Source organism: Streptomyces umbrinus (assembly GCF_030817415.1).
GTDB classification, from domain to species: Bacteria; Actinomycetota; Actinomycetes; order Streptomycetales; family Streptomycetaceae; genus Streptomyces; species Streptomyces umbrinus_A.
This window is the reverse complement of sequence record NZ_JAUSZI010000002.1, coordinates 2,535,950-2,551,727: the sequence shown is the minus strand read 5'-3', so window position 1 is coordinate 2,551,727 and position 15,778 is coordinate 2,535,950. Positions and strand designations below refer to the sequence as shown.

At 67.4% G+C, this 15,778-nt stretch carries 7 protein-coding genes; 3 read left to right on the top strand and 4 right to left on the bottom strand.

What is annotated here, in order from left to right; all coding sequences use genetic code 11:
* Positions 1-254: 254 nt before the first annotated feature.
* Genes QF035_RS11750 through QF035_RS11735 form a run of 4 tightly spaced genes read right to left on the bottom strand, consistent with a single transcriptional unit; the run spans position 255 to position 9,158 of the window.
* On the bottom strand, positions 255-3,545 hold the full coding sequence (locus QF035_RS11750; RefSeq protein ID WP_307520087.1) for a type I restriction endonuclease subunit R: 3,291 nt from the start codon (positions 3,543-3,545) through the stop codon (positions 255-257).
* On the bottom strand, positions 3,542-4,876 hold the full coding sequence (locus tag QF035_RS11745; protein ID WP_307520086.1) for a restriction endonuclease subunit S: 1,335 nt from the start codon (positions 4,874-4,876) through the stop codon (positions 3,542-3,544). The genes QF035_RS11750 and QF035_RS11745 overlap by 4 nt, the downstream gene beginning before the upstream one ends.
* On the bottom strand, positions 4,873-6,894 hold the full coding sequence (locus QF035_RS11740) for a type I restriction-modification system subunit M (RefSeq protein WP_307520084.1): 2,022 nt from the start codon (positions 6,892-6,894) through the stop codon (positions 4,873-4,875). Before QF035_RS11740 ends, QF035_RS11745 begins: the two co-directional genes overlap by 4 nt.
* A 59-nt stretch (positions 6,895-6,953) precedes the next feature.
* Positions 6,954-9,158, bottom strand: a complete 2,205-nt coding sequence (locus QF035_RS11735) for an N-6 DNA methylase (protein WP_307520083.1) — start codon at positions 9,156-9,158, stop codon at positions 6,954-6,956.
* Between the two features lie 217 nt (positions 9,159-9,375).
* Between QF035_RS11735 and QF035_RS11730 the strand changes: the two genes are divergently transcribed.
* From QF035_RS11730 to QF035_RS11720, 3 genes are read left to right on the top strand one after another with little or no spacing between them, the layout of a single operon-like run.
* Positions 9,376-11,043 carry a PD-(D/E)XK nuclease family protein gene (locus QF035_RS11730; protein WP_307520082.1) on the top strand — a complete coding sequence of 556 codons (1,668 nt, stop codon included), beginning with the start codon at positions 9,376-9,378 and terminating at the stop codon, positions 11,041-11,043.
* Positions 11,030-12,241 carry a pPIWI_RE_Y domain-containing protein gene (locus QF035_RS11725; RefSeq protein ID WP_307520081.1) on the top strand — a complete coding sequence of 404 codons (1,212 nt, stop codon included), beginning with the start codon at positions 11,030-11,032 and terminating at the stop codon, positions 12,239-12,241. Before QF035_RS11730 ends, QF035_RS11725 begins: the two co-directional genes overlap by 14 nt.
* The gene (locus tag QF035_RS11720) at positions 12,234-15,773 is read left to right on the top strand and encodes a pPIWI_RE_Z domain-containing protein (protein ID WP_307520080.1); all 3,540 of its coding nucleotides are present in this window, start codon (positions 12,234-12,236) and stop codon (positions 15,771-15,773) included. Before QF035_RS11725 ends, QF035_RS11720 begins: the two co-directional genes overlap by 8 nt.
* The last annotated feature ends 5 nt before the right edge of the window (positions 15,774-15,778 follow it).

Sequence of the window (15,778 nt, the reverse complement as noted above, 5' to 3'; positions counted from 1 at the left end):
TGCCGACGGAACGGCGGGGCTCGACCGGCAGATGGTCGGTCGGCGCTTCGACGAGGACGAGCCCTCGGGCCCGAATGTCGTACTGACCGGCCGACCAGGCCCGCAGCTCGCTGTGGACCCGGCGTCCTGGACGGTGTTCGCCGGATACGCGGCCTCGGCTGGGCACCGAAGGGCGCGAACAGTACACGTGGAAGGGGCGGCTCTTGGTGGGCGTCTTCCGGTAGCCGCCCCTTCGCCTTACGCCCGCAGTGGGCTCAGCGGGTGTCGGGGAGGTTGTGGCGGCGCCGGATCAGACGGTACGCGGCCGTGCGGGCCTCCTGAAGGAGCTGCCCCTGAAATTCGGCATCGGAGAAGTAGCGTTCGGTGAACTTGGTGTCCGCCTCGGCCCGTTCGATCATGATGTCACGGAACCTCTTGTTGAAGGGGTGCTCGAAGTCGCCCTCGTTGCGGGCGGCGACGGCGGCGTCCTCCAGGTCCGGATCCTCCGCAGCGGCGACGATGCGCTCCTCGTACATCACACGGTCGGCTTCGCTCAGCCCGAGGCCGTAGCGGACGTTGAACTCCTCGATTAGCTCGGAAAGGAGGATCTTGTCCGGGTCTCGGTGGCCGCCTGCGCCTTCGGCACCGTACGGGGCGAGGTCCTCGACGTCGTCGTCGGTGAGGCTGATGTCGTAGTCGCCGACCTTGGTGACCCGCATATGCGTCAGGTCCATCTCCCCTATGTCGAGGGAGGGATCGTACGGGGGCGGAGGCAGGATGTTGGCGAGGTGCTTGCCGTAGAGATAGAGGCGTTCGAGGCCGATGTCGACACGCGGCATGAGCTGGGACAGGAAGCCGTACTGGCGTAGGAAGCCGCGCAGGTCGGCGCGGAACTCCTCGGCGGCGTCCTCGTCCTGTTCCTGGCGCTCGACGAAGCGAGCGCGGGCGGCGTCGGTGTGGCGGTAAAGACCAGCGTGGGCCTTCTCCCAGCGGCGGGCGCCCGGCTCACCGGCGGAGGCGGACCCGTCGACGGCCTGAGCGGTGGCCAGGGCCCTGACGAAGGCGTCCATCTCGTCCTCGTACACCAACCAGTGGTCCATCACCTCGCGCTGGGAGGTGTAGAGGAGGTTGACGTCGGCAGGCTCGGTACGGGCCTCCTTGAAATAGGGGGCGTACTCCTTCTTGACGTCCTCGGGGTCGTTGACGAAGTCCAGGACGAACAGATCCTCCTGGCTCTTGCTTGGGTGGGTGCGGTTGAGGCGAGAGAGGGTCTGGACGGCGGCCACGTCGGTCAGAGGCTTCTCGATGTACATGTGGGTGAGGAGCGGCTGGTCGAAGCCGGTCTGGTACTTCTCCGCGACGACGAGAATGCGGTACTCGGTGCGCGGGGGCGCTCCGCCCGGCTTTCCGGTGCGCATGGCGGCGTAGCGGTCGTCGGCGCGGGTGTAGGCGAAGGCGTCAGGGAGTTCTTTCTCGGAGACGCCGTTGAGTTCAGCCTCGGTGACCTTGACCTTGATGATGACCCCGTCGATCTCTTTCTCCACCTCCAACTCCCCGGAGAATGCGACGAGGACGCCGAGGTCCGCGCAGTCCAGATCCTTGGTGGCCTGCACCAGATGCCTGTACATCTTGTACGCGGCCTGCCGGGACCGGGTGACCACCATTGCCTTCGCCCGCCCGCCGAGCCGGCGGCGGCCGTGTACGGCGAAGTGCTCGACGATGATCTCGGCATGCTGGGCGAGGGTGGTCGGATTGAGATAGACGAACTTGGCGAGCTCGCCCTTCGCCTTGTCCTCGTCCACCTCGATCTGCTCGGCACCGTCCTTGGCGACGCGCCAATGGGTCGTGTAACGGGTGTAGTTGCGCAGGGGATCGAGGATGAAGCCCTCCTCGATGGCCTGCTTCATCGAATAGATGTGGAACCCGCGCTTGAGCTTGGTGTCCGGGTCGGTGACACCGAAGAGGTTGAGGGTCTTCTTCTTGGGCGTCGCGGTGAAGGCGAAGTACGACAGCATCGGATGCATCTGGCGTGCGGCAGCGGAGGAGGTCAGGAACTCCTCCTCGTCCTTGCCAGCCTTCTCCTCCGCGCCGAGTCCGCGCAGCACCTTGCGCATCTTGGGCACGGAGCTGCCGGTCTGGCCGGAGTGGGCCTCGTCCACGATGATCGCGATCCGCTTGTTCTGCAGGCCGGTGACGCCTTCGAGGATGTGGGGGAAGGTCTGCGCCGTGACGATTATGATCTTCGTGCCAGTGTCACCGAGGGCTTGGGCAACCTGCTGTGACTTGACGCCTTCGGTTCCCTTGATCCGGCGGACCACGCCCGGCGTGTGGTCGAACTGGTAGATGGTGTCCTGGAGCTGGTCGTCCAGGACGGTCCGGTCTGTGACGACCACGATCTTGTGGAAGACAGGCTTGTCGGCCTCGATACGCCCTTCGGCGACCGCCTTCGGATCGAGCGCGCCCGGCTCGGCGGAGCCGTGCAGCACGGAGAGGTGGTGGGCGAGCCAGCCGATGGTGTTGGACTTGCCGGAACCGGCGGAGTGCTCGACGAGGTAGTTCTGGCCGGAGCCGTGGTACGCGGCGTGAGTGGTGAGGCGGCGGACGGCGTCCCACTGGTGGTAGCGGGGGAAGATCAGGGTCCGGTTGTGCACGGACACGCGACGCGGCCGCCCGCTCTTCGCGGCGCCCTTCTTGTTCCTGGGGTCCTCGACGTGCAGGAACCGCTTGACGATCGCCATCCAATTATCCGGCTGCCAGACCTCCTCCCAGAGGTATGCGGTGCGGTAACCGGGTCCGTTCTCACTGTCGGGAAGGGGCGGGTTGCCTGCGCCTCCAGGATTGCCCGGCCCCTTCGACCCCTGGTTGAAGGGGAGGAAGAGCGTCTTCTCGCCCTGGAGGCGGGTGGTGAGGAAGACGAGCATCTCGTCGACCGCGAAGTGGACAAGGGCCCGCTTGGCGAAGATCAGGTCCTTCGGGTCACGGGTGGTGCGGTACTGGTGCTTCGCATCCTCGACGTTCTGGGGGTTTTGGGACGCCGAGCTCTTGAGCTCGGCCGTCGCGAGGGGAAGCCCGTTGAGAAACAGGACCAGGTCGAGTTCGCGGGTGTGGTCGGGCGCGTAGCGCAGGCGGGGGGTCACCGTCAGGCGGTTGCTCCGGTAGTTGCGGAACGCGTCCTCGGCGATGGCGTGCGCGGGCCGGAAGTAGGCGAGCTCGATGTGCAGGCCGCGGTCCTTGACGCCGTTGCGCAGCACGTCGAGCGTGCCGCGCGCGTCGATTTCGCGGGCGAGCAGCTTGCCGAACTCACGCATGGCGATGCCGGCGGCCTCGGGGCTCCCCGCCTCGCCGGTGAACTCCTTGAGTCGCTCCAGGACGGCGGGCTGCGTGGCGCCAAGGAAGGTCCACAACTGGGCCGTGTCGAGACCAAGCTCGGGATTGTAGGCGCCCTGCCCCCGCTCGCCTTCGTGCCAATCGGAGGCAGTGAGGGCTTCGACGATGGTCCGCTCGAAGGCGTACTCGGAGTCCGGGCGGGGTTGTACGGGGGCGGCGGGGGCATGGGGGCGGGTCACGGGGCCTCCACTCCTCGGGCGGTGGTGACGTCGAGCTGACCGGTTACTGCTGCGGTGATGAGGGCCTGGCGGCGTTCGGCGAGCAGAGCCGATTGGAGGGTGAGGACCTGGTACGCCTCTCGCACGGACTCCTGTTGCTTCTGCACCTGTCTGACGAGCTCCTGCTGCTTCTGGAGATTGGGCAACGGGACGGGAAAGCTGAGGATCTTGCCGCTGTTCGTGGAGGCCAGGTTGGTCGTCTTAGTTCCGGTGCTTTCGAAGTAGCACCGGCCATGGACCGTCTGGGTCATCAACGCCAGATAGTCCGGATCCAGCTTGTCTAGCTCGGGACGCAGGGCGAAGACATGATTCTGATGAAGGCAGTTGGCCAACTCGCCGCGCCACACCGTGCCACGGCCAAGCTTGTCGAGATCGCCCCCCTCGGTCATCAGCACATCGCCAGTACGTAGGGTGCTTCGCTTCGCCACATGTTTAGGAACGGTGATTTCCGTGATGGAATCGAGTGCCAGATGTCCGGCCTGAACATTTGCTACACGGAGATACGGTCGAGTGACATCACTATCGGTTCGAGCGCGTCCCTCGTCGACTGTGACACCGTTCTGCAGACGACAGACGTAGCCAAGGCGTGTAAGTTGGGTATCTTTCGGCATTGCGGGAAGCCAAGGGTAAGGGTACTTGCCGAGTGGCTGTGTGAGCGTGCCCGGGATCAGGATCTCGCTGACGGTCGCGAATGAGCGTTCGACTAGAGCGTCCAGTTGGTCGCTGCATGCACGAGCCAAGTCATCCAAGCGAGTCGTCTCGGCATCGAGAAATTCGACGATGTGACGCTGCTCTTCCAGTGAAGGCAACGGCACCCTGAGTTTTTCTACGTCTGGCATATAGATCGTCTTGTGAGTGGATCCGGCTGCGATCCGCTTGAGGTCCGGAGCCATCGCTCGCAGTGCATGCAGCAGAAATCGGGGGGCAAGTCGCGGCCCGCAAGTCCAGGTCACGAAGTCCTGACTTGTCGCCATTTCTCGTCCCATTATTGCCGAGAAGCCAACTGACGCAGTACGAGAAAGAATTACAGTTCCTGCAGGGTGCCTGACTGCGGCGGAATTTTTCTCCCCGAGTTTGCTGATCTGCTCCTTCGTCTCCACGATGAAATCAACTTGGTTGCCACGCAACTGCCAAACATCAGCCAGGGTAATCCATGGAATGGTGCAGTCTTGCCAATACTCAGGTTTGCTGCGGCTCGGCGTATGGCCAGACCCTAGTCGCGCCACGAGGCGAATTGGTGCCGTGGGCCACTGCGAACCTGCAAGCCATGGAGCGATTTCGATTGCGCTCACTCCGCCACCTCCCGCAACAGCCTCTGAACCTGCTCCTCCAGCCCCTTCAGCTTTGCGTCGATCTCCGCCAGCGGGCGCGGTGGCTTGTATACGTAAAAGTGTCGAGTGAACGGGATCTCGTAGCCGATTTTCGTCTTCTCGTGGTCGATCCATGCGTCGGGCACGAATGGGAGTACCTCGTCTTTGAGGTACTGATCCACGTCCTGATCCAAGGGCACGTTCTCGTAATCGCGCAGTTCCGGGTCCGGTTCCGGCTCGCCCTTCTTCATCTGCACCTCGCCCTCAGGGTCGCGCACGCCAATGATCTCGCGTAGCGCCTTCTGGAAGGAGGCGTTGCGGCTCCACGGAATGCGGGCCTCGGCGAGCGCCGCGTTGACCGCCGCCCAGGCCGCCTTCTTTCCTGGCCATGTCTTCCCAAGGAGGGGCTTGAGAGCGTCCGCGAAGTGCTCGACTCCGGCCTCCCCGAAGTGCTTGAGCATGCCCTTTGACTCGCGGGCCTCCTCCAGCGTCTCCTCGGTGACTTCGAAGCGCAGTTTCAGCGGGCGTTCGACGGTAATGCGCTGGTAGCCGAAGTCGGCGTTGTCGAAGACCTTGACCTTGCCGTGGAATGTGTGGGACTCGTTCTCGGCGATCTCCAGGCCCTCGGCGTAGAGCTTCATCACATGTGTGATCTGCTCCTCGCTGATCACCTTCCGCTTGTCCCCGAGGGACTTGCGCATCTTGACCCACTGGTCGCGGGCGTCAACCAACATGACCTTGCCCTTGTGGGCTGGGGCCTTGCGGTTGCTGAGGATCCAGAAGTATGTGGAGATGCCGGTGTTGTAGAAGAGCTGGTCGGGGAGCGCGACCACAGCCTCCAGCCAGTCCTTCGTGAGGATCCAGCGGCGAATCTCGGACTCGCCGGAACCCGCCGCCCCGCTGAAGAGCGGCGAGCCGTTGAAGACGATGCCGATGCGACTGCCCCCCTCGTCCACAGGCCGCATCTTGGAGATCATGTGCTGGAGGAACAGAAGCGAGCCGTCGCTGATGCGCGGGGTGCCCGCGCCGAAGCGGCCTCGATGGCCCAGGTTGTCCCGCTCGCCCTCGACCTCCCTCTGGACCTTCTTCCAGGCCACACCGAACGGCGGGTTGGAGAGCATGTAGTCGAAGCGGAGGTCCTCGAATTTGTCGTAGCTGAGGGTGTTGCCCAGCTGAATGCGCTCGATGTCCTGATTCTTGATCATCATGTCGGAGCGACAGATCGCCCAGGACTCGGGATTGAGTTCCTGCCCGAACACATACACGTCGGCCTTTGTGTTGTGCTCGAAGATCACGTCCTGACCCGCGTTGAGCATGCCGCCCGTGCCGGCCGTCGGGTCGTAGATGGTGCGCGTGGGTCTGCCGACCTTGAGTTCCCCGAGGTCCGGGGTGATGAGGAGGCGGGTGATCAGCTGGATGACCTCGCGCGGTGTGAAGTGCTCACCAGCCGTCTCGTTGGACTCCTCAGAGAATTTCCGGATGAGCTCCTCAAAGGCGTATCCCATGATGTGGTTGGAGACTGTCTTGGGGTGAAGGTTGTAACCCGCGAAAGCCGACACGACCTTGTGGAGAAGCTTCGTGTCCAACAGGTGCTGGATCTGCTCCTCGAAGCGGAACTTCTGGAACACGTCGTAGGCATCCGGGGAGAATCCCTGGACGTACTTCGGCAGATCGGCCTTCTCGTCCTCGTGGGCGCCTGCGATAGAGGCGAGCGTGTGGAGCGTCGTGTTGTAGAAGGAGTGGCCAGCCTTGGCCGGCAGGAACGGGTGAGGGTTTCTCCCCTTGCCCGCGATGCGCTTGAACTCAGCGACCACCTCGTTCCGCGTCGGCGCCAGCACGCATTCAAGGCGTCGCAGCACGGTGAACGGAAGGATCACCTTGCCGTAGTCCGAGCGCTTGTACTCGCCCCGCAACAAGTCCGCCACCTCCCAGATGAGGTTCGCGAGCTTCGTCGCCTGTGCGTACTCCGCGGCTGCTTGGGCCTTCGGATCGGTCACCACGTCCGTACGTCCTTACAATTCTTGGGAGTTGGTGTTCAGGGAGCTCGGGAAACAGAGAGTCACCGGGCAACGTCGGTCTGGGCATCGAGCGGTAGGCCGTGTTCCGTACCGCCCCGGCTGTGCAGCGCCCATGCCACCGCCTCCGTGGCGTCCTTGGCCAGATCCTGCCCCATCTCGTGGGCTGTGCGCAGGAGACGACTGAAGTCGGCCACGGCGCGGAACGCCTCGCCGTACGCGCGCTGCCGCTCGATCGGGAACAGGGGGACCCGGACGCGGCGCGGGTCCAGGCGAGTGTGGGAACCGAGGCTGCTGGTGGTGGACGCGGCCTGGTGCGCGCCTTCCGCGCTGGAGAGGAAGCCGGCCAGGTACCACGGATCCAGGATGTCGGTGTTGGCCACGAGAATGTGGTGCAGCGTGGCCTCCGGGTAGGCCCCCGCGTCCTCGGTGGTGGCGACGCGGGCTACGACACTTCGGGCGGTGACGGGCAGGAGGATGTCACCGGCGCGCACCGGCTGGTGCTGGACGGGGTCGTCGGGGGCCGGGCCCACCTCAGACGGCGACCGGCCTGTTACGACGTCTCGCGCGGTGAGGAAGAGAGCCTGTCCAGGTCCAGGGATGGGGGGCGAAGCGGAGACGGTCTGCCCGCGGCGAACATCGCCGATGGGACGTTGACGCATCACGTGGGTGGGGCGACGCAGCACCACGACGCCGCTCTTGGCCAGCTCGGCGACGGTGGCGACGCGGATACCCGCGCGCGCAGACTCGGTCAGGTCCGGCAGGTCGGGGAGCGCGCCGACGGTGGGCAGCGAGGACCTGAGCGCGCGCAGGGTCTCGTCCACGGTGGTACGAGCCGCGTCCAGTGTTTCGGCACTCACGCCGAGTGCGGCGGGCTGGGGCAGATGACGGCGCGGGGTCAAGTCGACATCGTCGTCGAGGAGATCCATCACAGGGACCGACCGAGCCACGCCGGGGCGCTCCAGGAACGAGGAAGCGTCGTCGGCCGCCGCTACGTACCGCACCCAGAGATCCTGGATCATGCTGCGCGGATCCTGCTCGTTCCCGGTGTCTGTCATCAGGACGTGGGCAGGCGGCAGTTCACCCAGTTCAGGGCGGCGCAGGACCCAGATCTGGAGGGCGAGCGCGTAGTGGGCCGCGTAGCCGGCGGGAAGGGAGAGCACCGCGCGTAGCGCGCCCCGGCGCAGCAGCTCCTGTCGGATGCGGCGGCCAGAGGGGCGGAAGGCGACCGCCGGGGGCAGGAGGAGGACTACCGGCGCACCCGGAGCGGCATGGGCGAGGGTCTGCTGGATCCAGGCGAGTTCCGACTCGCCGCGGGGTGGGAAGCCGTACTCCCAGCTCACATGGTCGACAAGCTCTTCGTGGCCCCAGTTGCGGTCGGCGAACGGTGGGTGACCGACGACGGCCGCCGCGCGCCCGGAACGGAAGGCGGGGCGGCGCAGGAAGTCGCCGGTGTGCACGTCGAAGGAGACGGCCGTCGCTGCCGGATCGGTGTTACGGAAGGCCAGGCGGAGGGCGGCGAAGAGGGCGAGGGAGTGGCTGAGCTCCTGACCCTGGACGCGGGTGGCACCCGCGTCGGCGGCGGCGAGGAGGAAGGTTCCGCTGCCGCAGGAGGCGTCGAGCACCGCGCCGTCGGTGGGCGCCCCGGCGAGGGTGACCATCAGGTCGGCGAGTTCTCGGGGTGTGGCGGCGAGGCTGGAACGTGAGCCCTGGTGCAAGAAGCGGGCGCACAGGTCGTCGAAGGTGGCGCGCGCGCCATCGGCCGCCGCGGCCTCGGTAGCGGTGACCAGGAGGGAGAGCAACCGGGCACCGAGCTCGTACTGAAGGGGGCTGAGGAGTTCGCCGAGACTGCCGACCGTGCCGCCGGGAGCCTCGGCGAAGGTGTGCTCGGCGCGCTCCATCAGCTGGACCATGCCCGCCTTGTCGTGCGGGCTCTGTGTACCGGGATGGCGGTGGAGGTGGAACAGGAGCAGGCCGGTGAGGGCCAGGGCGTCCTCGGCGGCGCTGCCAACCCTTGCGGATTCGAAGCTTTGCCACAGCCGCTCGGCCACCGCGATACGCCGGGCCTTGCCCTGGCGTCCAAGCCACTCTTCGACCTCGGCGAGGTCGAAACGGGGGCTGCGGTCGGTGCCGCCAACGGGTTGGGGGAAGTCGTTGTGCCGCTTGCGCCAGTTGCTGACGGCGGTCGGTTTCACCTCGGCGAACCGGGCGATGTCCGCCGCGGTCACCTCCACTCGGCCTGTCGTCATGCTCCTCGGCTCCTCGTCTTCCGGCAGCTCGGGGGGTGCAGTCGACCCTACGCGAATTCGCGTGAGTCGAACAGGATCACAGTAGCGTCGAACTTAGATCACAGATTTTGGTTGGCTATATTCACACTCTGGTACGGTCTTACTACGGTCGCCTCAGGGGGCCGCAGCGACGGGTGGAGTGTGCCGTGGGCACCGCAGTTGCCGAGGGAGACGGACCGTGCAGGACAGAGGCAGGGGCGGAGCAGCAGGGGCGGAGTGGCCACCCCCGGAGGGGATGACCGGCAGCGGCGCGCTGATCCGGGTGCAGGCTTCGCACGCGGCGGACGAGCAGTACACTTGCCTGCGCTTCGCAGAGGGCAAGACGCGGCCGAACGCCTGGCCTGGCCGCCGCGTTGAGCGGCCGAAGCCGTATCTGGAGAACTTCGTCCTCGGCCTCGTCCTCGCCGCTGTGCGGCTCGTCGAGTGCGAGGGCATGGCCCCACAGGACGCCGTACGGCAGGCCGAAGACTCTGCCGGGCGTTCCCTCCACCGGGCCCAGCGCCGCTTCCTGCGGCACGCCGTCGCGCGGTGGCTCGAACGCGACCGGCCCAAGGAGGCGCCGCCTGTGATTCCCGCTCCCGGCCCGTGGGTGCGGATGCGGGAGGTAGACGGGCGGACGTGGGAGCTGACCGGCTGGGGGGCCTGCCACCACAACCCGGGACGGCGGCTTCGCGAGTTCTCCTTCCTCTGCTACGGCAGCGCCGACCCCCGGTCTGTCCCGAAGGACCGCATCGCGATCGCCGCCCTCGCCGCCGCCCTCGGGGAACCCGCACGGCAGGGCGCCAAGCCCTGGCACCCGTATCGGCTCCTCGGTGCCGAGCCCGTCGACCACGTGCGCGTGGCCCTCACCGGGCTGCACGACGGCTCGTACCGGCTCCTCTTCGAGGGCGGGCCCGACACGGTCCGCGCCTACTACGAAGAGCATGCAGAAGCGCGCGTCAAGGAGATCGTGGGTGGCGGCCCTGCAACACCCGGCGGCAGCTGCGTGGGCTGCCGTCGGCTGGAGACCTGTGACGCTCCGGTTCGTTTGCCCGGCCTGCTCGGCATCCCCGCCGGCCGAGGCCCCTTCCCACTGCGGGAGCTGTCCGCCAGCCACCTGCGCTACTACCGCAAGTGTCCGCAGATGTACTTCTCCTACGCCCAGCACCTCCCCCGGACCCGCGAGTACTCCCCGGAGAACCAGCTCGGCAAGGCCGTCCACGCCCATCTGGAGGCCAACCACAGGAGCGGTCTCCTGACGCCGTGTGGGGGCGCGGACATGCCCTGGGGCGACACCGCCTGGGGTGACGGGGAGCTGCGCATGACCGATGAGTGGTCGCGCATCGGGTCCCGCATGCTCGCCCAACACATCGACATGTGCCCGCTCCTCAACGACGGCGTCACGACCGTGCTGCCCGAGCCCCGGCGCGCCTTCTACGACCCGTACGCCCATGCCGTCCTGATCGTGAAACCGGACCTGCTCTACCTGGAGCATGGCTCATGGGTGTGGCGCGAGACCAAGACGACTCAGAGCGCGGATGCCTGGATGGGCCGGGACCCCTTCACCACCGACCCGCAACTCGCCCTCGCCGTCGTCCTTCTTGCCGAAGGGGCCTTCGGCGGCGACCCTGCGGGCTCGCGGGTCGAGCTGGAGGTGCTGCGGCCGGACAGTGGCGACCCTTCGTACATCGAGCCGTGCAACGAGCCCGAGCGCGTCGAGGCCGCCCGTCGGCTTGTGCGGGAGTACGTCGATGCGTGGCGCGGCGACGAGGTCTTCACGCCCAGGCCCGGCGCCCACTGCCGCACCTGCCCTGTTACCGAGTGGTGCGCGAGCGCCCCCGAGGAGGTGCGTCGTGGCCGCCGTTGAACCCCCGGATGTCGCAGATGCCGAGTCCGAGCGGCTGCTGAGGCTGGTCGCTACTGCCTTGGTACGCCTGTCCCGGCTGCGCACGCCCGGCGATCCCGTCTACCCCGATGTCGTGCAGGCCGCCTACAACCATCTCGTCCTCGTCTGCCTGCGCACCGGGCGTCCGGCCCCCGGCAGTGTGCCGCAGCTCGCCCGGTGGGCGGCTGCACGCCCACTGGCAGACTGGTGGCCGTACCTCTTCGAAGACCAGCACATCGGTGACCTGCGGCTGGTCGACGCGGACACCGGCGCCCCCGCCCAGGAGTGCCTGGAGTGGGCCATCTTCGCACCAGATCCGGCCGCCGAGCAGATCGAGAACGCACTACTCAAAGAGGCGCTCACCCTGTGCCGGGCGGCCAAGGCCCCCGACTCCTACACCGCCTTCCGCAGGCTGCTCATCGAGCGCCCCGTCCTGACAGGTGTCGAACTCGCCCTGCTCAGCGCCGACTTGGACCTGTCACTGCTGCTCGACACCGTGAAGCGGTGCTACGAGCCGGTCACCGCCACCTACGTCAGCCATGGGCAGTGCACGCTGTGCGCCGGTTGCGGGTGTCTGCTGGTGCCCTTGCGGGACGACGGATACGCCTGCACGCTCGACCGCTGCCGCAGGAGGCCCGTGGCCGTCGGAGAACGCCTCAAACCCGGGGCCGACGGCGGTCTGTACCTCCTCACCAGGCCGCTTCGTGTCTTCATCACCGGCCCCGGACTGGCCGAGACCGACCTGGAACAGCGGCTTGTGGGACTCGGCCTCGACGTCGCGATGTGGCCCAACTTCGACGCGTACGACCTCCGTGTGGTCTTTCCCGACGGCCGGGCGTGGGGCGTCGACGTCAAGGACCGAGCCAACCCCGCGCTGCTTGGCCGGACCACCACCGCCCTGCGCGGCGAACCGCCCTACGACCGGGGGTTGCTCGTCGTGCCCTCCTACAGGTTCAAGGAGCGGGACGGCTACCGCGAAGTCTTCCACCACCATCTGCCCGAGGGAGTCGAAGGCCACGTCAGCCTGCTCACGGACGAGGAGGTCGTGCGGCAGGCGAAAAGCACCCTGGCCCGCACCATGCGGCACACCGAGCCGGGAACCGCCCGGCCGACGCCCCGGACAGCACGGAGAGTACAGCGAACGACACCGAAACCCCAGGAAGGAGAGCTCGATGCGTGACCGCAGCGGTTGGCACCGCGGGCTGACCGCCCCCTTGAAGGACGCATGGCAGGACGGACCCCGCTCCTTCAACCCCGGCGATCTACTAGATGTGGAACTCGGCCTGTACCTCCTGGAGTCGGTCATGCCGGGCCGGGCCGCCATCGACACGTGGACACTCGTCAGTGGCTACCCGTTCGGGGAGGCGTTCGGCGACATCACCACCGACGCGCAGCGACTGCGCGTCCGGCGAGCCCGGCACTACCTGCTGCCCCTGCGCAGGCGCCGGGAATGGCTGCACGCCCTCGAGTCCTACCTCGCCGTTCCCCAGGAACTGCGCGGATACGATCTCGCATCGGCGGAGTCCGTGCCCGTGCGTCGCTCGCCCGCGCGGGCCGCACGCCGCTTCGAGCGCTACGAGAAGGTGCTCGGGGAGCCGCCCCCGTACGCGCGTCACCGACTGCCGCACGCCCAGGCCGGAGACTACGTCTTCCCCGTCCGCGACCGCCGGTACGCCGTCACCTTCACAGAGGACCTGCTTCCGGACGGACCGACGGCCGCACATGACCTCGATGCGCCGCTGCCCGGCAAGGGTGAGCCGATCACCGTCGAGTGGCGCGAACTGGAAGCCGCCGCGCGCCGTATGGACGTGATCGAGTCAAAGACCCCGGACATTGCGTATGGCCACTGGCTCCAGCGCCTGAGGCGCGTCGAGCTGTTCGTACGCGACGAGGGACAAGGAAAGTTCGAGCAGAGCGACACCCTGCGCATCGACCGGCTCCTCCACCTCGTCGGCATGGTCGGCGCCGGCAAGAGCACCCTGCGTGACATCCTCACCTTCTGGGCCGTCACCGAACGTGGGCTGCGGATCACCGTCGTCGTCGGCGATGTCGCCGAAGCCCTGTCCGTCACCGGACTCCTGGACCGTCTGGGCGTGCCGACCGCACCAGTACTCGGCCACTCCACGCGCGAGCGCCACATCCAGCGACTCCACCGGCGCATCGCGTCGAGCGGCACCCCAAGCCTGCTCACCCACTGGCACGACGGTTTCGACCACGTCAACAGCGCCTGCCCACTCGATGCCCTGCGCGGCATGGAGGCGGAGCGACCGCTGCGCGTCGGCGAGGCGCCGTGCGGAAACCTCTACGAGGTGCGCCGGACACCCACGGAGACGGTGGACCCGCGGGAAGGGCTGTTCGGCGGGGAGGGTTCCGAGGCAGATCCCGATGATGATGGGGAGGCCCTCGACGGGGCAGCGGCCGCTGAACCCGCTGCGAGTGCCGCGTCCACGGACGACGAACGCCCGCGGCGTCACGGCTGCCCCCTGTGGTCCCGCTGCCCTCGCCATCACGCGGCCCGTCAACTCGTCGACGCCCGGGTGTGGGTTGCCACTCCCGCGAGTCTCGTCCACACTGCCGTGCCCGAACAGCTTCAGCAGCAGCGGCTGCGTTACCTCGAACTCGCCTGCCGGATGAGCGACTTGGTCATCGTGGATGAGGCGGACCGGGTGCAGATGCAGCTCGACACGGCGTTCGCCCCCGCCACCACTCTCGCCGGACGCGCCCCGAACTCGTGGATCGACGAGGTCGCTGCCCATGCCCTTGCCGAACTCGCCGGGCAGGCGCGACTCCAGCTCTCGGCACGGGACATCGACGACTGGACGAACGCTACTCACACCGTGCGCCACGCCACCGACCGGCTGTACTCGCGCCTCATCCAGAACCACGCGCTGCGCCACTGGATCACTCAGGACTACTTCAGCGCGGTCACCCTCCACCAGTGGCTCATCAACGCCTGGTTCCCTGACCTCAAGGACGTGGACGAGAGCACCGTGTCCGAGGGGATGCCCGAGGCCCGGCGCCTTGCGCAGCGCGAGCGGATCGACGGCGTACTCAACCGCTTCCGTGACGACCCGCTCCAGCCCCGTACCGCTGGCACCGAACCCGAGACAGATCCGGCGGAGACCGTGCTCGTCAACGAGCTCGTCCATCTCACCCTCGGTCTACTGCACGCCCCTCACGGCTCCGACACTCGCACCCAGGTGCGGCCCGTGCTGGAGCGGCTCCTCAACGGTGCCGTACGAGTCGAAGCCGGACCCGACCCCCATGTGCCCCGGTTCGAACTCACCTTGGTCCTCGCCGCTTTGCACCATCGGCTCAACTTCATGACCGGGCTCTGGCAGCGCGTCGAGGCGGTCCTCAACCTGGAGTCCGCCTCCAATGTGCTCTCCCGTCGCCCGCCCCGTGACTACGAGCCCGTGATGTCCGAGTCGCCCATGGGCAACGTCCTCGGCTTCCAGTTCCAGCTGGACGAGAGGAGAAAAGAGGGCGAGCAGAGTGGCGAATTGCGCTTCTTCCGCTGCAACGGTGTGGGACGCGAACTGCTGCTCGGTCTGCCCGACCTGCCAGCCGTCGACGGACGGCCTGGCCCGCATCTGATGCTGATGTCCGCCACCAGCTGGGCCGGGACCTCCAGCCGCTACCACGTGCACGCCGATGTCGATGCGGTGCTGCGCCCGCACAAGGAGGAGGTGCGCGCCATCCTCGACACCGAGTTCCGCAAGGAGTTCCTGTACTGGCCCGGAAGTACAAGACCGCTGCGGCTGTCCGGCTGCGACCCGGAGGAACGCCCGGCCGCCCTAGTCCAGATGCTGCACCAGCTCGCCGAGCCCGACCGCAGCCTCACCGGCTCGGTCAGCGCCCTCCAGCAGGAACTCGACGACATCGAAGACCTCGATAGGCGCCGCCTGCTGCTCCTCGTCGGCAGCTACGAGGAGGCCCGCAGGGCCGCCGCGTACCTCAACTCGATCCCCGAATGGGCCGGTCGGGTCTCCCGGCTCGTCTCCGACGACGCCGACCTCGACACGGCCTGGAGCGCCCTGCCGCATACCGCCGAGGCGAAGGCTCTGCGACGGGGCGACGTGGCGGGCTGGGCGCGCGGAGGCCAGGCCGACGGGGAACTTCTCGTCGCCCCGCTCCTCGCCGTCGAACGCGGCCACAACATTGTCGTTCCCGGAGGCAAGGCAGCCATCGGCACCGTCTACTTCCTGGCCCGCCCACACCCCCGTCCCGACGACATCGCACTCGCCGTGCAGGCCGTCAACGACTGGGCGGTACGGCAGATCCGTGGCACGGGCGAGGGCCTGCGGCGCCTGGCCCGCCGGGAAGGCACCCCCGACCGGGCGGGGCTCGCCTTCCGGCGTGACGCCCGCCGCGCCTGGAACCGCTTCCTGACTCGCCGACTGTCGTGGACCAGCCTCCCCAAGGCCGAGAAGGAGGCGTTCACCTGGGACCAGCTGGTCGTGATGTGGCAGGTCATCGGCCGCCTCGTGCGGGGCGGAGTGCCTGCTCGCGTCGTATTCGTCGACGCCGCCTTCTCACCACGCGAGGCGGGCCTCGCGGCCACCGACACCCCCGCCACCAGCCTGCTGGCGAGCATGCACGCACTCCTCGCCCCCTACTTCAGTGCCGAATCCGCCATGCCCGCGATCGACAAGTCCCTGGTCGAGGCCTTGTACGAGCCGCTCTACAAGGCACTGGCGGACATGGATTGACGCCC